This window comes from Lentzea guizhouensis (genome assembly GCF_001701025.1).
In the GTDB taxonomy this organism is placed as follows: Bacteria; Actinomycetota; Actinomycetes; order Mycobacteriales; family Pseudonocardiaceae; genus Lentzea; species Lentzea guizhouensis.
In genome coordinates this window covers 7,224,664-7,239,889 of record NZ_CP016793.1, presented here as the reverse complement: position 1 = coordinate 7,239,889, position 15,226 = coordinate 7,224,664, and the positions used below count along the sequence as shown (strand labels likewise).

General features: G+C 71.9%; 20 protein-coding genes. 16 read left to right on the top strand and 4 right to left on the bottom strand.

All coding sequences use genetic code 11. The annotated features are described in order from the left end of the window. Nucleotides 1–8: 8 nt before the first annotated feature. Nucleotides 9–227: a hypothetical protein gene (locus tag BBK82_RS53120; RefSeq protein ID WP_065918802.1), complete on the bottom strand. Its 219-nt coding sequence runs from the start codon at nt 225–227 to the stop codon at nt 9–11. Between the two features lie 168 nt (nt 228–395). On the opposite strand from BBK82_RS53120, the gene BBK82_RS54890 reads away from it, so the two are divergent. Both BBK82_RS54890 and BBK82_RS54885 read left to right on the top strand, forming a co-directional pair. After that, nucleotides 396–1,529 carry a hypothetical protein gene (locus BBK82_RS54890; protein ID WP_065918801.1) on the top strand — a complete coding sequence of 378 codons (1,134 nt, stop codon included), beginning with the start codon at nt 396–398 and terminating at the stop codon, nt 1,527–1,529. Beyond that, entirely contained in the window at nt 1,502–1,654 is a 153-nt protein-coding gene (locus BBK82_RS54885) for a response regulator transcription factor (protein WP_269466111.1), read from the top strand. The genes BBK82_RS54890 and BBK82_RS54885 overlap by 28 nt, the downstream gene beginning before the upstream one ends. A 36-nt stretch (nt 1,655–1,690) precedes the next feature. Here BBK82_RS54885 and BBK82_RS35050 read toward each other — a convergent pair whose 3' ends face one another. After that, nucleotides 1,691–3,358, bottom strand: a complete 1,668-nt coding sequence (locus BBK82_RS35050; protein ID WP_065918800.1) for a condensation domain-containing protein — start codon at nt 3,356–3,358, stop codon at nt 1,691–1,693. 105 nt (nt 3,359–3,463) lie between these two features. Between BBK82_RS35050 and BBK82_RS35045 the strand changes: the two genes are divergently transcribed. The 12 genes from BBK82_RS35045 to BBK82_RS34990 all read left to right on the top strand — a co-directional run bounded on the left by BBK82_RS35045 (nt 3,464) and on the right by BBK82_RS34990 (nt 12,758). Beyond that, nucleotides 3,464–4,009, top strand: a complete 546-nt coding sequence (locus BBK82_RS35045) for a GNAT family N-acetyltransferase (protein WP_154697670.1) — start codon at nt 3,464–3,466, stop codon at nt 4,007–4,009. 48 nt (nt 4,010–4,057) lie between these two features. Then, nucleotides 4,058–5,014 carry a 3-oxoacyl-[acyl-carrier-protein] synthase III C-terminal domain-containing protein gene (locus BBK82_RS35040; protein ID WP_065918798.1) on the top strand — a complete coding sequence of 319 codons (957 nt, stop codon included), beginning with the start codon at nt 4,058–4,060 and terminating at the stop codon, nt 5,012–5,014. Continuing rightward, on the top strand, nt 5,011–6,261 hold the full coding sequence (locus BBK82_RS35035) for a preATP grasp domain-containing protein (RefSeq protein WP_065918797.1): 1,251 nt from the start codon (nt 5,011–5,013) through the stop codon (nt 6,259–6,261). The genes BBK82_RS35040 and BBK82_RS35035 overlap by 4 nt, the downstream gene beginning before the upstream one ends. Next, nucleotides 6,258–7,514 carry a type III PLP-dependent enzyme domain-containing protein gene (locus BBK82_RS35030; protein ID WP_065918796.1) on the top strand — a complete coding sequence of 419 codons (1,257 nt, stop codon included), beginning with the start codon at nt 6,258–6,260 and terminating at the stop codon, nt 7,512–7,514. Before BBK82_RS35035 ends, BBK82_RS35030 begins: the two co-directional genes overlap by 4 nt. Before the next feature lie 14 nt (nt 7,515–7,528). Then, on the top strand, nt 7,529–7,786 hold the full coding sequence (locus tag BBK82_RS35025) for an acyl carrier protein (RefSeq protein WP_065918795.1): 258 nt from the start codon (nt 7,529–7,531) through the stop codon (nt 7,784–7,786). Further along, entirely contained in the window at nt 7,786–8,580 is a 795-nt protein-coding gene (locus BBK82_RS35020) for a hypothetical protein (protein ID WP_065921586.1), read from the top strand. Before BBK82_RS35025 ends, BBK82_RS35020 begins: the two co-directional genes overlap by 1 nt. Next, nucleotides 8,577–9,098, top strand: coding sequence for a hypothetical protein (locus tag BBK82_RS35015; RefSeq protein WP_065918794.1), 522 nt, complete (start codon nt 8,577–8,579; stop codon nt 9,096–9,098). Before BBK82_RS35020 ends, BBK82_RS35015 begins: the two co-directional genes overlap by 4 nt. Then, a complete protein-coding gene (locus tag BBK82_RS35010) occupies nt 9,095–10,282 on the top strand; it encodes an acyl-CoA dehydrogenase family protein (protein WP_065918793.1) in 1,188 nt (395 codons plus the stop codon). Before BBK82_RS35015 ends, BBK82_RS35010 begins: the two co-directional genes overlap by 4 nt. Then, complete coding sequence (locus BBK82_RS35005) at nt 10,266–10,634, top strand: holo-ACP synthase (protein WP_065918792.1); 369 nt, start codon at nt 10,266–10,268, stop codon at nt 10,632–10,634. The genes BBK82_RS35010 and BBK82_RS35005 overlap by 17 nt, the downstream gene beginning before the upstream one ends. A 5-nt stretch (nt 10,635–10,639) precedes the next feature. Continuing rightward, nucleotides 10,640–11,557 carry an ATP-binding cassette domain-containing protein gene (locus tag BBK82_RS35000; RefSeq protein WP_065921585.1) on the top strand — a complete coding sequence of 306 codons (918 nt, stop codon included), beginning with the start codon at nt 10,640–10,642 and terminating at the stop codon, nt 11,555–11,557. Between the two features lie 2 nt (nt 11,558–11,559). Continuing rightward, the gene (locus BBK82_RS34995) at nt 11,560–12,297 is read left to right on the top strand and encodes an ABC transporter permease (RefSeq protein ID WP_237047732.1); all 738 of its coding nucleotides are present in this window, start codon (nt 11,560–11,562) and stop codon (nt 12,295–12,297) included. Between the two features lie 122 nt (nt 12,298–12,419). Next, the gene (locus BBK82_RS34990; protein WP_065918790.1) at nt 12,420–12,758 is read left to right on the top strand and encodes a hypothetical protein; all 339 of its coding nucleotides are present in this window, start codon (nt 12,420–12,422) and stop codon (nt 12,756–12,758) included. Nucleotides 12,759–12,825: 67 nt separating this feature from the next. Here the strand turns inward: BBK82_RS34990 and BBK82_RS34985 are convergent, their stop codons facing one another. After that, on the bottom strand, nt 12,826–13,149 hold the full coding sequence (locus tag BBK82_RS34985; protein ID WP_065918789.1) for a nuclear transport factor 2 family protein: 324 nt from the start codon (nt 13,147–13,149) through the stop codon (nt 12,826–12,828). A gap of 92 nt (nt 13,150–13,241) precedes the next feature. Between BBK82_RS34985 and BBK82_RS34980 the strand changes: the two genes are divergently transcribed. Next, nucleotides 13,242–13,763, top strand: a complete 522-nt coding sequence (locus BBK82_RS34980) for a winged helix-turn-helix transcriptional regulator (protein ID WP_071812734.1) — start codon at nt 13,242–13,244, stop codon at nt 13,761–13,763. A 53-nt stretch (nt 13,764–13,816) separates the two neighbouring features. Here BBK82_RS34980 and BBK82_RS34975 read toward each other — a convergent pair whose 3' ends face one another. Then, a complete protein-coding gene (locus BBK82_RS34975) occupies nt 13,817–14,497 on the bottom strand; it encodes a S1 family peptidase (protein ID WP_065918788.1) in 681 nt (226 codons plus the stop codon). A 236-nt stretch (nt 14,498–14,733) separates the two neighbouring features. Between BBK82_RS34975 and BBK82_RS34970 the strand changes: the two genes are divergently transcribed. Then, entirely contained in the window at nt 14,734–15,198 is a 465-nt protein-coding gene (locus tag BBK82_RS34970; protein WP_065918787.1) for a nuclear transport factor 2 family protein, read from the top strand. Nucleotides 15,199–15,226: the final 28 nt, after the last annotated feature.

Genomic DNA, 15,226 nt, shown 5'->3' with positions numbered 1-15,226 from the left:
GTGGGCGATCAGCACACGGCGGAGGCGCTGGTCGACGCGGCGGCCGTCGCGCTGGAGACGGCACCCGCCTGTGCGGCGGACTGGTTGCGCGCGGCGGTGCGGATGATGCCGCAGTCGCACCCGCGGTGGGCGGAGCTGCTGCTGTTGCTGGCCAGGGCGGTGGCGTTGAGCGACCGGCCCGGGGAGAGCCGGGAGATCCTGCACGACGTGCTGGAGTCCGCGGGCACGCACCGGCGCGAGGCGGTGCGGCTGTACGCGTTGGCCGATCGGCTGCTGGGGCGGTTGGACGAGTCACGGGCGTTGCTGGAGGCCGAGCTCCTCGCGGCCGGTGAGGGCAGCGGGCCGCTGGTGGTCGAGCTGGCGGCGGCGGAGCTGCTCCAGGGCGACCTGGTGGCGTGCGCTGGACACGCGCGGACGCCGTCGAGGACGGGCTGCGCGGCGGTGACCCCGGCCAGGTCGCGGGAACGACGTTGCAGGGACTGGCGACGCTGCTGCAGGGCGACGTGCCGGCCGCGCGCGAGCTGCTGGCGGAGGCGGCACGCGGGGTGGACGGGCTGGGCGACGCCGAACTGCGTGACCACCTGCACGTGCTGCCACCGCTGGCGTGGCTGGAGCTGCACCTCGAGCACTACGGCAACGCGGAACGGCACCTCGCGCGCGGCAAGGAGATCGCGCTGGCCAACGGACGGGTGCACGTCATGCCGTACCTGCTGGTCGCGAGCTCGGCGCTGGCCGAACGGACCGGACGGCTGGACGTGGCGTGGCAGGAGGGACAAGAGGCGTACGACGCCGCGGCCGCCATCGACAGCGCGGAGCTGAAGGCGATGGCGGACGCGGTCCGGCTGCGGACCGCGGTGTGGCGGCAGGGCCCGCACGCCGCACTGGACCTGGCGGCGACCTCGTCGCCCAGCTCCGCCTGGTGGACGGCCGAAGCGGACGCGGCGGTCGTGACGGCGCAGCTGCTCGCCGACCGGCCGGCCGCTGTCGTCACGCGCGTCGCCGGGTACCTGGACTCCGAGGCCACCGGTCTCGCGGCGGTGCACTGGCGTTCGTCGCTGGCGGTGGCGAAGTCGGCGTTGCGGTCGTGGGACGAGGCGCTGGAGCTGTCCGAGCAGGCACTGGGGCACGCCCGCGCGCTCGACCTGCCGTTCCACCGCGGCCTGGCGCACCTGGCCCGCACCCGTGTGCTCGCCCACTGCGGACAGCTGCCCGCCTCGGTGGCCGAGGCCGAGGCCGCGGCGGAGTGGTTCACCCGTGCCGCGTCTCCCCTGCACGTCGCGATGGCGTCCGCCTGGGCGCCGAAAGCCTTGCGGCTGCCGGAGATCTGCAGGGCGCGCGAACCTGGTTCGGCCGCGCCAAGGAGGGGTACGCGGCGTGCGACGCGACCTGGCTGCTCGCGTCGGTCCGCAACAGCGAGAGCAGGCTCGGTGCCAGGGCTCCCCGGCCGCGCCGGCCGGAAGCCGCCGGCACGGTGGACGCGCTGTCCGGACGGGAACGCGAGGTGGCCGAGCTCGTGGCGGCCGGGCTGACCAACCGGGAGATCGCCGCGAAGCTGTTCCTGTCGGTGAAGACGGTGGAGGCCCACCTCGCGCGGGTGTTCACGAAGCTGGGCGTCAAGTCGAGGGTCGGCGTTGCGCAGCGGCTGGTGCGGTGACCACGAATCTTCGAGATCGTGGTCACCGCACCGCGCTCACGCGGTCTCGCCTGACCGGCCGGTCCCCTCGGCCAGCACGGGCTGGGCCGACCACGCCGCCCGGTCGGTGAGATCGCCGGGGGCACGGGCGACCACGACGTACCGGTTCGGCGCGACGGTGGTGTAGCGCCCCGGCAAGGCGGCCAGACACCGGACGTGCGCCTCCCGCGGGGTCACGGACCCGGTGACGTAGGCGACCAGCTCCCCGCCGTGGTCGAACACCCGCGCCGGGCCGTCGAGGACGTCGTCGAGCAACCGCTGCACCGCCGCGACCTCCACCCAGCAGGAGTCCCGGCACACCCAGCCGGCACCGCGCTCGACCGGGGTGATCCCGGTCAGCGAAGCCACTTCCGCCACCGGCACCGGCCGCGTGGCCGAGGCGACGACCAACGCCTCCACCCCGCGCAGGAACGCCTCGATGTCCGGCTCCGGCAGGTACCGGGTGTCGCCGTACAGCGCGAGCTCCACCTCACGGCCCGCCCGGATCACGGTGAAGTAGCAGGCGACGGGGTAGGACGACGCGGGCAGCCACTGGAACGCGGTGTCCGGCAGCGCGCCGGCCACCTCCTCCAGGTCCACCGGCGCCGGGTCGGTCACGCGGTCCTCCTGGTGCGCGCCGACGTCGTTGAAGACGCAGTCGCGCTGGAACCGCGTGCCGCGTTCATCGGCGACGGCGTCCATCACCGGCCAGAGCTTCCGCGCGTCGAACTGGCTGTAGCGGTAGGCGTTCATGGTCGCGAGCCGCACCCCGCGCACTGCGTCGTCCACAGTGGACGAGCCGAGCTCGAACGGCACCAGCGCGTCCTGTGCGATCGTCCCGACGTAGGAGGCCGTGCCCGGTCGGAAGCGGTTGCCGCAGATCGACACCAGCGCACCGCGCGGGTTGCCGGTGCGCACCGCCAGCAGCGTCGCCGCCATCGCCAGCAGCACCGTCGAGTGGCTGACGCCCGTGCGCGCCACCAGCGACGGCAGCACCAGGCCCGCCGCACGCGACTTCAGGTAGCCCTCCCGGCAGCCCGCCGGGCCCAGCGGCGGGTGCGAGAACATCGCCTGCGGCATGCGCCGCAGCTGCGTCTCCCAGAACCGCAACGCCGACCCGGCACGGCGTCGTGCGGGTGGCTGCGACTCGTGCTCCGCCTGGTCCAGTGGCTGCAGGGCCAGGGGTCCGGCCACGCGCTCGGCCGGGTCGGCCAGCATCCGGGCGAACTGGGCGGCCAGCAGCTCCATGCTCGCGAAGTCCGCGGCCAGGTGGGACAACGCGAGTGCCACCACGTGCGGTTCGCCGTCGCGGGTGGAGATCGCGACCCGCAACGGGAGGTCGCGGCCGAAGTCGAACCGGGTGCCCGCGATGCGTTCCCGCAGCACGGGTTCGGTGTCGCCCTCGTGGATCTCGGCGACCAGCGTGCCGGAGCGCGCGACGGTCTGGACCGCCTGCGGGCCGGGCTGGACGGTGGTGCGCAACGACTCGTGCCGCGCGAGCAGAACGGCCAGCGACTCCCGGACGTCCTCCAGGCCGCGGCCGGCCGGCACGGGCACGAACCGGCACAGGATGTCGGAGCGCTCCTGCTCCTGTTCGCCGATCCACTCCAGGACGTTGGCCTGTCCCAGGGTGACCGGCCCGGAGCCCTCGCGTGCTCCGGCGAACTCGACCTCGAGCTGTCCCATTCCGCGCACGCTAGACACCCCGATCGACGCACAGCATGGGGTGAAACCCTGCATTCGCGCCATTGCGGGTAGCCCGGGGCGGTGCGCGGCGACACGATCGGCGCCATGACCGTCTTGACCGTGCGCCGCCCGGATGCTCGCCAACTGCTGGACGAACTCGTCGCCGTGCACGGCGAGGTGCACCGCGAACCGCGCTTCGCGGGCATCGGCTACTTCTCCGGCGAACGCTTCCGCGACCGGCTCGTCGTGGCGCTGCGCCAGCCGGGGTTCGAGCTGGTTGCCGCGTTCGACGGGGACGAGGTCGCCGGCTACCTCTACGGCTGGGCGCTGCCGAGGTGGACCCGCTGGTGGACGCCGTTGAAGGCGGTGCTGCCCGCGGCCACGACCGAGGAGACCGGCAGCCGCACCGTGTTCATCCAGGAGATCATGGTGCGGCGGCGGTGGCGCGGCAACGGGATCGCCCGCACCCTGCACGACGACTTCCTCGCGCGGCGCACGGAGGAACGCGGCCTGATCTGCGTGCAACCGGACAACGAGCCCGCGCGGTCGGCCTACCTGCGGTGGGGCTGGTGCCAGGTCGCGCGCACCACGTTCGCCGACGACGGGCCCGAGTTCGACTGCCTGCTGAAACCCTTGCAGGGTCAGATGTAGGGACTGCCCTCATGCTGGCACGGCGGCACGACCCTAGCGTTGCGCCCCATGTCGAGTCGGGTCACCACGCTGGAGCGGATCGCCGCCTTCACGCCCGATCGGTCCGTGCCGATCGAGGAGATGGGCGAGCGGCTCGGGCTGAACAGGTACGTGGTGCGGATGTTCCGCAACCTGCACGGGTTCGACCAGGTCCGCGACGACCCGGCAATCGACGTCTTCGCCCTCGTCGCCGCCGCGGGCGAGCAGATTGTCAAAGAACTGCCGGATCCCGGCGTGGTCAAGTACGTCCTGTACGCACACACCGTGCTCGACGTGACGCCGTCGACCATCGACGCGGCCGACGTCATCCGGCAGGCGCTCGGGCTGCCGGACGCGGAGGCGTTCGCCGTCACGCAGCAGCACTGCGCCAGCGGGCTCGCCGCGGTCGACATCGCCGGCGAGCTGCTGCGTGCCGAGGACGACCCGGACGTGCGCGCACTGGTGCTCACCGGCGAAAAGCCCGTCACCGCACGGTTCAGGGTCGTCAACAACACGACCATCCTCGGCGAGGCGTCGACCGCGTGCCTCGTGAGCGCGGGCGGCGAGGGCGATGTGGTGCGGTCCTACGCCACCAAAACACAGGTCCTGCTGTCCGACGGGGTGTACCTCGCCGACGACCTCGTGAAGGAGTTCAACGACAACTACGTCGGCTTCCTCGCGGAAGCGGTGGGCAAGGCGGTCGACCGGGCCGGTGTCGCGCTGGACGACATCACGATGCTGGTGCCGCACAACGTGAGCAAGCTGCTGTGGCAGCGGACGCTGGACGAGATCGGCATCCCCAGGTCCAAAGCCTACTTCGGCAACATCCCGCGCTACAGCCATTGCTGCTGCGCGGACCCGTTCCTCAACTACGCCACGCTGCGCGACGAGGGCCGGCTGGCCGACGGCGGGCTCTACCTGCTCACGTCGGTCGGTCTCGGTGCCACCTACGCCGCGATGGTGGTCGAGCACAGGGGTGGCAGATGACGACCGACTACCTGCGGGCCATCAAGACCGCGCTCACCGGTTCCCCCACCACGCCGCTGGCGCTGGTGTGCAACTTCGAGGCCGAAGCCCGGTGGGCGACGAACCACGTCGGACTGCCCACGGCCGCCCTCTCCGCGTCCACGGACGTCGTGCGCCGCATGGAACAGCTCGGCGCGCTGCTGGCCGGACCGGACGACGTGCTGATCGCGTCGCACGAGCTCGACCCCGGCTTCCGCCGGTACGCGGAGGAGCTCGGGTTCGAGCTGCCCGAGGTGCTCGTCCCCGGCCACACCGGGGGTTCCACCACGGAGAACGCCCTCGCCTCACCGGAGCTGCTGGCCGCGTTGCGCGGCAGGCAGCTGCTCCCGATGGGCACGACCGCCGACGAGGAGAAGCTCGCCGACGCGGCGGGGATCGCACTGGCGGTGCCCGGCTCGGACGTCTTCGAGCGGGTCAACAGCAAGATCTACAGCCGCAGGCTCGTGGAGGACACCGGGCTGCGTCCGGTACCGGGACACTGCGTGGAGTCGGTCGCCGAGCTCGAAGCGGTCCTCGACCGCGTGACCGGGCCGACTGTGGTGAAGGACGCGTACGGCGTGTCCGGCAAGGGGCTCGTCGTGCTGGACACGCAGGCCAAGGTGGACGGCCTGCGCAAGCTGGTGCGCCGCCGCGCGTCCCGCACCGGCGACGACCGGCTGCACGTCGTGGTCGAGCACTGGCTGCCGAAGCGGTACGACCTCAACTACCAGTTCACCGTCGCGCGGGACGGCTCGGTGACGTTCGACTTCGTCAAGCAGGCGCTCACCGAGAATGGTGTCCACAAGGGACACATCATGCCCGCCGACCTCACCGCGGCGCAGCAAGAGGAACTCGGGCACGCGGCGCGGACGGTGGGCGCCCGGCTGCACCGCGACGGGTTCCACGGGGTGGCGGGCGTGGACGCGATCCTGGACGCGGACGACGTCCTGCACCCGGTGCTGGAGATCAACGCCCGGCTGAACATGTCGACCTACCAGGGCGGGGTCGTCGAGCGGCTGGTCCCGCCCGGCCACTCCTGCCTGGCCAGGCACTACCCGGTGCGTGACGTCGGGTTCGACGAGATCCGCCGGGTGCTGCCGCCGCAGGTCGTGGTGACGTGCTTCGGCACCGTCGCCGCCGGACGGCTCTACACCATGTCGTTCGCCCCCGACCGGACCGCGCTGGAGGCGCTGGACGCCGCGACCGCTACCGCACTGGAGATGCCATGACCGCAGAGTTCACCGTGCAGGGACATCCCATCAGCGAGCTCGCCGCCCGGTTCGGCACACCGCTGTACCTCTACGACGGCGACGTGCTGCGCGAGGTGTACCGGTCGCTGCGCGAGCTGCTGGACCCGCGGGTCGACATCCTCTACTCCGCCAAGGCGAACCCCAACGTCAGCGTGTGCGCGGTGCTGCGGTCGCTCGGCGCGGGCATCGAGGTCTCCTCGCTGGTCGAGCTGATCACCGCCCACCGCGCGGGCGCCGCCGCACGCGACATCGTGTTCCTCGGGCCGGGCAAGTCGGTCGACGAGCTGCGGGCGTGCGTGGAGATGGGCGTGCACGCCGTGGTGTGCGAGTCGCTGGACGAGGTGGAGCTGCTCAACGACCTGCGCGTACCTGGCGGCGTGGACGTGATGCTGAGGGTGAACCCGGCGTTCACCGCCAAGGGTGCACGCCTGTCCATGGGGGGCAAGCCCCGGCAGTTCGGCATCGACCAGGCCGTGCTGCTGCGGTCGAGGTCGTTCCTGCGTTCGCTGCGGCACGTGCGGGTGATGGGCGTGCACGGCTACATGGGCACCCGCATCCTCGACGCCGGCAACGTCGTGGAGAACACCCGCGGCATCCTGGCGGCGGCCGAGGAGCTGTCCGCCGAGCTCGGCTTCGACCTGGAGACGGTCGACGTCGGCGGCGGGTTCGGCGTGCCGTACTTCGAGAACGAGAAGGACCTCGACGTCGAGGCGCTCGCGCTCGGCGTCAACGCGGCGGTCGCGGACTTCCTCGGCAGGCACCGCAGCCGGGTGATCACCGAGCTCGGCCGCTACCTCGTCGGCTGGTGCGGCACCTACGTCGTCCGGGCGCGGTACGTCAAGGAGTCCATGGGCGAGTGGTTCGTGGTCGCCGACGGCGGCACCAACCACCACATGGCGGCCGTCGGCGTCGGCAGCTTCGTCAAGCGCAACTTCCCGGTGCGGTCGCTGACCAGGTACGAGGAACCGGCCGAACGGCCGTACAACGTCACCGGGCCGCTGTGCACGCCCAACGACGTGGTGGCCAAGCAGGTCGCGCTGCCCGAGGTCCGCCCCGGCGACCTGCTGGGCGTCGAGCGCTCCGGCGCGTACGGCCCGTCGGCCTCCCCCGGCCTGTTCCTCAGCCACGGCTACCCCGCCGAGGTGCTGGTGCTCGACGGCACACCGCACCTGGTGCGGCGCCGGGACACCGCAGAAGACCTGCTGGGCAAGCAGCAACTCATCCCGGTCTGAGAAGGAGTTCCACAATGGACAGGTTGACGGTGCTCAAGACGATCACGAACGCGCTCACCGAGGTGATGCAGCGCGACTACTCCGACGCCACCGAGGACACCAGGCTGTTCGAGGACCTGCACCTGGACTCGACCTCGGTGCTCACGCTGCTGATGGCGCTGGAGGACCACACCGGCATCGAGGTCGACCCGGAGACGTTGCAGATGGACGACTTCCGCACGATCGGCACGCTGGCCGACTACCTCGAGGCCAACCTCGACGTCGCGGTGTGATGCTGACCCTGACCGCGGCGAGCGCGGTGGTCGCCACGCACCGCAACCCCTACGTGCCCGACGAGTGGCTGGTGTCGTACCAGCGCGACCTGATGACGCCGTTCGGTGTCGAGCTCGACCCCGAACGGCTGGCGCGGGGCGCGGGGGTCACGTTCCAGGAACTCGCCGGGCAGGCGCTGGAGCTGTTGCCGGAACCACCGAAGCCGGACCTGGTGGTGGTCGCGCACGGGCTGCCCGACCACTACCCGTTCCGTTCCATCGGCGGCCACGTGGACAAGCTGCTGGGCGGTGGGTCGGAGAACTTCGCGATCTCCGAGCAGGGGCTGCGGGCGCCGTTCACGGCGTTGCGGGTCGCGGCGGCCTACCACCGGTCCGGCCGGTGCCGGGTGGGGACCGTCGTCGTGGTCGAGCAGGGCACCTTCGGCAACGACGAGCCGCTGGCGCGCGACGGGCTCGCCGACACCGCCGCCGTGCTGGTGCTCGGGGGTGGTGGGCCGTGGGAGATCGCCGCCGTGCCACCGGCGTCGGACGACCTGGCGGAACTGGTGTCCGCCAGCGTCGCGGGGCACCGGCCGCTGGTCGTCGCCGGTCCGTGGGCGGGCGACCTGCCGGACCTCCCCGTGCACCGGGTCGCCCGCGGCTCCTACTGCACCAGCGTGTGGCTGGCACTGGCCCGCCACCACGAGGAGTGGGCCCAAGCCCACGACGCACTCGTCCTGTGCGACACCGATCCGCGCACCGGGCGAAGTCACGCGGCGCTGCTGCGCCGTGCCAGTCAGGAGGGCACGACATGAGTTCCTACGCGGCAGACCTCGACCGGTTGCACGGCGACGCCCTGGTGACCGCGCGCAGCGGGGTGGCGCTCGCCTCGTCACGGAGAATCAGCTCGCCGGAACACCCGTTGCACCGCTTCGGTCTCGGCGTCGGGCGGGGCACGCCGTCGGACGGCGAGGAGCTGGACCGGTTCGCCGGCGGCCTGCTCGGACTGCACCGCGACCTGCTCCGGCAGGGCATCGACCACGCCATGACGCACCTGGGCGGGCGCACGTCGCAGGGTTCGTCGCTGCTCGACCGCCAGCTCGTGCAGACCGCGCTGGCCGACGTGGCGGTCGAGGTGCGCGAGAACGCCGTGCTGCCCACCGGTGACGCGCACGCCAGGTGGCGCGCCCACCAGGGACTGGTCGACGCGGGACGGCTGTTGCTGAGCCTGCTCGGCGCGAGCAGCTTCCTCGTGTCCGGCCCCGGCGGCGACCTGCACCTGGCCGAGGTCACCGGCAACGTCTACCTGCACCCGGACCGGGAGAGCGCATGACCACCCTGCTGAGCCGAGACGACCTGCTGGACGCTCCGCTGCTGCGGTTGCGGGCGCACTGCCGCGAGGTGGCGCCCGCGCTGCGCGAGGTGGGCATGGCGCTCGACCGCGATCCCGACGCCATCACCGAGTTCCTGCACCTGCCCGCGTTCGCCGTCCTGGACCAGGTGTTCACGCCGCCGGAGTTCCGCCGCCCCTCCCCGGTCGAGCCGTTCGACCCCACCTGCACGGCGCTGTGCGTGGTGCTGGAGGCCCTGTCTCACGGCGACCCCGGCGCGATCCTGGCCGGGCCGGGTGCCGGACTGTCCCGCGACGTGGTCCGCGAGCTCGGCGACGACGAGCAGCGCGAGCACTTCTTCGGCCGCGCGCACGACGGTCCGGTGTGGACGTTCTTCGGCCTGACCGAGCCCGGCAAGGGATCTGCGGCGCTCGAGCTCGAGACCACGCTCACCCGGGACGGCGACGACTGGCTGCTGAACGGGGAGAAGCGCTACGTGGGCAACGGGGCGCGGGCGCAGATCGGCGTGGTGTTCTGCCGTCGCGCGCCCGGACCGTGGGGCATCGAGGCGGTGGTCGTCGATCCGGCGGCAGAGGGGTTCCACGCCGAGCTGCTGCCGATGATCGGCCTGCGCGGCGCGCGGATCAGCGCGCTGCGGTTCGACGACGTGCGCATTCCCGCCGATCGCGTGCTGGGCAGGCACCGCCCGCCGAGCAGGCGCGGTGTCTACGGCGCCCTGCACGCGTTGCTGCGCTTCCGGCCGGGGCTGGCCGCCATGACGCTGGGCCTCACCCAGGCGGCGTGCGACTACCTGACCGAGCACAAGCCGCCGCTGTCGCGCTGGAACCAGCTGCGGGTGGACGGCGTGTTCGACCGCGTGGAGGCGGTGCGGCGGATGATCCTCGAGGTGGCGGGCGAGATCGACCGCGGTGTGGTGAACCCGCACCGGATCGGCGTGGTGAAGATGCGGGCCGCCCAGCTCGGCGAGCAGGTCACGAGGCTCGCCGCCGAGCTGCTCGGGCCGGCGTCGCTGATCGAGCACCCGTGGCTGGAGAAGGTCCACCGCGACCTGCGGGCGTTCGAGTTCATGGAGGGCACGTCCAACCTGCACCGGCTGTCGGCGTTCCAGGGGCTGCTCAAGCACGACTTCTTCGGGGAGGGCGAGACCGATGAGGCTCGGCGTTGACCTCACCGCACTCGACGAGCTGGACGCGCTGCTGCGGCGCAGGTGGTTCCGCCACTTCGTCTACGCCGAGGCCGAGCTCGCACACGCCGACGGCCTGAGCCCGACCCGGCGCGCCGAGTTCCTGGCCGGCCGGTTCTCCGCGAAGGAGGCGGTGCTCAAGGTGCTGGGCCGCGGGTTGTTCCAAGGCGTTGCCCCGCACGACATCGCGGTCACCCGCGCACCTGGCGGCGAGCCGTGCGTGACGCTGACCGCGACCGCGGCCGGCGCGGCGGCGGAGGCCGGGATCAGCGGCGTGAGCGTGTCGATCACGCACAAGCGCGATCTGGTCGCCGCCGTCGCCGTGGGGTGGTGACCGCCGTGATCTTCGCACGCGGCCTGCGCAAGTCGTTCGGCGACGTGGACGCCGTGCGGGGAGTTGACCTCGACGTCGCGCCCGGTGAGGTGGTCGGCCTGCTCGGACCGAACGGCGCGGGCAAGACCACCACCCTGCGGATGCTGACCACGTTGCTGCGCCCCACGTCCGGCACCGCCGTGGTCGCCGGCGCGGACCTGCTGGCGGAACCGGCGCTGGTGCGTTCCCGCATCGGGTACGTGGCGCAGAGCGGCGGCACCGAGCCGCGCTGCCGGGTGCTGGAGGAGCTGGAGTTCCAGGCCGACCTGTACCGGGTGCCGCGCTCGCGCGGAGCGGAGCTGTGCGAGGTGTTCGGCCTGTCCGGGCTGGAGCGCCGGACCGTCGCGACGCTGTCCGGCGGGCAGCGCCGCAAGCTCGACATCGCGCTGGGCCTGGTGCACTCCCCCGCGCTGCTGTTGCTGGACGAACCGAGCCTCGGCCTCGACCCCGCCAGCCGCGACGACCTGTGGGCACACCTGCGCGCGTTGCCCGGCACCACCGTCGTGCTGACGACGCACTACCTCGACGAGGCCGACGCGCTGTGCGACCGCGTGCTGGTCGTGGACCACGGCGCGGTGGTGGCGTCCGGCACACCCGCCTCGCTCAAGCGGCAGCTGCGCGGCGACGTGATCACCCTGGAGGTGTCCGGCGGCGTTTCCCTGCTGGAGTCGCACCCCCTGGTCCACTCGGTCGCGGTGTCCGGATCGTCCGTGCGGCTGACCGTCGCGGACGGCTCGCGCGCGTTGGTCTCGTTGTTGCGGGTGCTGGACGACGCCGGGTTCGAGGTCTCGTCGGTGGAACTGCACCAGCCGACGCTGGACGACGTCTTCCGCGCGGTGACGGGTCGTTCCCTGGAGCTGCCCGGCCGAGTGGTGGTGGGGTGATCATGCGCGACACGTACCTGGTCTTCCGCAGACAGCTCGCGATGTCGGTGCGCAGCCCGTTGTGGCTGGTGGTCGGCTTGGTGCAGCCGGTGGTGTACCTCGTGTTCTTCGGACCGCTGCTGCAAGGCCTCGACCTGGGCACGGACTCGTGGCGCGTCTACATCCCCGGCCTGCTGGTGCAGCTGGCGCTGTTCGGCGCGGCGTTCGTGGGTTTCTCGGTGATCGCCGAAGTCCGGTCCGGTGTGGTGGAACGGATGCGGGTGACACCGGTCAGCAGGGTCGCCCTGCTGCTCGGCCGCGTGCTGCGCGACGTGCTGCTGCTCGTGGGCCAGTCCTGCGTGCTGCTGCTGGTGGCCGTGCCGTTCGGGCTGCGCGCCCCGATCGCGGGCGTGGCGCTCGGCGTGCTGCTGATCGCCCTGCTGACCGCCAGCCTCGCGGGCCTCTCCTACACGATCGGCCTGGCCACGCGCAGCGAGGAGTCCTTGGCACCGCTGCTGAACAGCGTGACCGTGCCCCTGTTGCTGCTGTCCGGCATCCTGCTGCCCATGTCGCTGGCCCCGCCGTGGCTCGACGTGGTGTCTCGCCTGACGCCGTTGCGGTACGTGGTCGACGGCATCCGGGACGCGTTCCTGGGGCAGTACGCGACGGGAGACGTGCTGGCGGGGTTCCTGGTGGCGGCGGGGATGGCGGGGGCGACCATGGCCTGGGGTGCGCACGTGTTCCGCCGGGAGGCGGCCTGACTCGTGCTCTCCCACGGTGAACGCGCGGGTGGTCGGCGCCCGCGACCTGGTCACCGGCGACGGCGCTGAGAACCGCAGCACCTTTTCGCCCGGTCCGGCGCGCGGGTGAGTAGAACGAGATCATGACGTCACGGATCACCGTCTGCCGGGGGTGCTGCTGCGGCACCGAGCGCAAGCACCCCGAGGTCGACCACGACCGCCAGCTCGACCTGCTGCGCACGCGGCTCACCGCGGTCAAGGTCGCCGATTGCCTGGACGCGTGCGAGGTGTCGAACGTGGTGGTCGTGCAGCCCAGCCCGGCCGCGCGGGCCGCCGGCGCGAAGCCGGTGTGGGTGGGGTCGGTCTTGGACGACGACGCGGTGCACGGTGTTGCCGACTGGGTCGAGGCGGGAGGTCCCGGTCTGGCCGATCCGCCACCCGTGATCGCCCGCCGGATCGTCGCCACGCCGGGACCGAAGTGATCCCAGCATCACCGTCTGGAAAGGACGCTCTGGAGGAAACGCCGGCACGGCAACAGAGACCGCGCCGTCACGGTCGGATCCGCAGCACCCGCACGTGGTTCTCGTCGAACTCCTCGAAGTGGTGCTTCAGGCCGGCGAAGGGGCTGCCGGGGAAGTCCCCGGTGATCGTGCAGGTCACCACCACGCCATCACCGACGGGCTCGACGTCCGTGATCGTGTACTCGACGGGCGGGACCTCCGTGCGCCACCCCCGGATGGCGTCGATGCCCTTGTGCTCCGCGCCCTCGTCCTCGACGAGGGCGTCGTCGGCGAAGAGGGCGAAGTACGCCTCGGTGTCCTGTCCTGGGGCCAGTTCGAAGTACCGCTGGATGATTGCCGGGGTCGTCGTCATGCCGGGCTCCTCGTCGTGTCGCGCAGACCAGTGACTGCTAAAGTCGAAGTCAGTGGCTTCGACTTTAGCAGCAACTTCGGAGGAGGCGTGACGTGGCGGCCAGACCGCGACTGCAGGACCGCGAGTGCCCGTTGTCCACGGCGCTGGGGTATGTGGGCGAGTGGTGGACGTTGCTGATCCTGCACGACTGCTTCGACGGCTACCGCCGCTTCGACCAGTTCCAGGAGAACCTCGGCATCTCCACCAGCATGCTCACCAGCAGGCTCAAGGCGCTCGTGGCGAACGGGGTGCTGCGGAAGGAGCCCTACCAGGACAACCCGGTCCGGTACGAGTACCTGCTCACCGACCTCGGCAGGTCGTTGCGGCCGGTGATCGTGGCGCTCGCCGCGTGGGGCAACGCCCGGCTCGACCCGGCCGAGCGCAGCATGGTGCTGGTCGACGCGGAGACCGGGCAGGAGGTGGAGCCAGTGCTCGTCGACCGCACTTCCGGCCGCCGGGTCGACGGGGAGGACTTCGTCTTCGCCGCGGGTCCGGCGGCCAGCGCACCGTTCCGCGACCGCTATGCCGGGGCCGGACAACGCGCACGGCGGGGAACGCGCGGCGACAGCCGCTGACACCGGGTGCCGCCGCGAGGGGACGTGGCGGCACCCGGTCAGGCCGGACGCGATCAGCGGTTGACGTTGATCGTCTTCTGGATCCAGCCGCCGTACGCGGTCGCGTTGGTGTACAGGCCAGGACCGTTCGCGCAGGGCACGTCCTGGTCACCGGGACCGGAGGTGACGCCGATCAGCTCCCACCGCCCCCACTTCCCGCGCTGGAGCTGCGGCCCACCCGAGTCGCCGGAGCACGCCATGGCGCCCGCCTTCCGGCTGACCGTGCACACCCAGGTGCGGTCCGCGAAGCCGGGCGCGCACTCGGCCTCGGCGCCGCGACGGGTGTCGAGCCGCCGGAGCCGCTCGGCGAACTTCCACTCGTCCGGCCCGGCGCCCTCGACGGTGGTGCCGAAGCCCAGCAGCCGAGTCGGGGTGCCGGGCGCGCCGGCCCGGTCGGCGATCCGGATCGGCCGCTGGGCGACCGGGCGGTCCAGGCGCACCAGCGCGATGTCGTTGCGGTTCGGCTGCACACCTGGGCTCACCTCGTAGCCGGGGTGGCGCACGACGCGGTCGATGGTGCGGACGGTGCCACCGGAGGTCCGCCGGCCGCTGCCGATGCGCACGGTGCCGTCCAGCACCGCCCCTCCCGCCCCCTGGTCGACGCAGTGCGCCGCCGTCACCACCCACCGCGGGTGGATCAGCGATGCGCCGCAGACGCCCTTGACGTCGCCCGCGCTCGGTGGAGTCCTGTCCATTGATGACCGCGCGAGCGGTGCCGGTCATCGCCGTGGAGGCGCACGGACTTCAGTCTCGACATGCTCTTCCTTCGCACCGGGAACGACGAACGAGACCGATCCTCTCCGTGCACTGTGGACGAAACCATGCAGGCAGCTCCCTCTTCCGGTGGAGCCGGCTCGACCATCGCTTGCCCTTTTGCGACAACCTGTCGTAATATTCACGACAGGTTGTCGCGAAAACAAAGAGGACGATCATGGACACGCTCACCGACCGGACCGAGCTCATCGAGCTGATGAGCCACTACGCCGACATCGCCGACCTGAAGGAGTTCGACACGCTGCCCGGCCGGGTCTTCACCGACGAGCTCACGCTCGACTTCTCGTCCGTCACGGGCATGCCGGAGATGACGGTTCCGCTCAGCACCTATGTGGACGCTCTCCGGGCGAGCTTCGCGCCGTTCAAGGCGACGCACCACGCGATCACCGGACACGTCGTCGAGATCGACGGCGACACCGCCAAGATCCACGCCCACGTCCGCGCGGAGCACTGGCTGCCGGACGAGGTCGTCGCCGACGGTGCCGGCCCGTGGCTGGTGGTCGGTTTCTACGACGACGAGGCCGTGCGCACTCCGGACGGCTGGCGGCTGCGGCATGTCAAGCTGACCGCGATCCACCAGGAGAACCAGCCGCACCTGCCGGCCACCACGTCCGCCGGGTGAACCGGCACCGCCCGCCACCGAGGAGAAC

Bases quoted from the DNA above. Each gene is read 5' to 3' on its own strand.
- BBK82_RS34995 (WP_237047732.1), top strand. From the start codon at position 11,560: ATGCGCGACACGTACCTGGTCTTCCGCAGACAGCTCGCGATGTCGGTG.
- BBK82_RS35020 (WP_065921586.1), top strand. From the start codon at position 7,786: ATGCTGACCCTGACCGCGGCGAGCGCGGTGGTCGCCACGCACCGCAAC.
- BBK82_RS34970 (WP_065918787.1), top strand. From the start codon at position 14,734: ATGGACACGCTCACCGACCGGACCGAGCTCATCGAGCTGATGAGCCAC.
- BBK82_RS35030 (WP_065918796.1), top strand. From the start codon at position 6,258: ATGACCGCAGAGTTCACCGTGCAGGGACATCCCATCAGCGAGCTCGCC.
- BBK82_RS34985 (WP_065918789.1), bottom strand. From the start codon at position 13,149: ATGACGACGACCCCGGCAATCATCCAGCGGTACTTCGAACTGGCCCCA.
- BBK82_RS35015 (WP_065918794.1), top strand. From the start codon at position 8,577: ATGAGTTCCTACGCGGCAGACCTCGACCGGTTGCACGGCGACGCCCTG.
- BBK82_RS35045 (WP_154697670.1), top strand. From the start codon at position 3,464: ATGACCGTCTTGACCGTGCGCCGCCCGGATGCTCGCCAACTGCTGGAC.
- BBK82_RS34975 (WP_065918788.1), bottom strand. From the start codon at position 14,497: ATGGACAGGACTCCACCGAGCGCGGGCGACGTCAAGGGCGTCTGCGGC.
- BBK82_RS35005 (WP_065918792.1), top strand. From the start codon at position 10,266: ATGAGGCTCGGCGTTGACCTCACCGCACTCGACGAGCTGGACGCGCTG.
- BBK82_RS35010 (WP_065918793.1), top strand. From the start codon at position 9,095: ATGACCACCCTGCTGAGCCGAGACGACCTGCTGGACGCTCCGCTGCTG.
- BBK82_RS35050 (WP_065918800.1), bottom strand. From the start codon at position 3,358: ATGGGACAGCTCGAGGTCGAGTTCGCCGGAGCACGCGAGGGCTCCGGG.
- BBK82_RS35035 (WP_065918797.1), top strand. From the start codon at position 5,011: ATGACGACCGACTACCTGCGGGCCATCAAGACCGCGCTCACCGGTTCC.
- BBK82_RS35040 (WP_065918798.1), top strand. From the start codon at position 4,058: ATGTCGAGTCGGGTCACCACGCTGGAGCGGATCGCCGCCTTCACGCCC.
- BBK82_RS34990 (WP_065918790.1), top strand. From the start codon at position 12,420: ATGACGTCACGGATCACCGTCTGCCGGGGGTGCTGCTGCGGCACCGAG.
- BBK82_RS35025 (WP_065918795.1), top strand. From the start codon at position 7,529: ATGGACAGGTTGACGGTGCTCAAGACGATCACGAACGCGCTCACCGAG.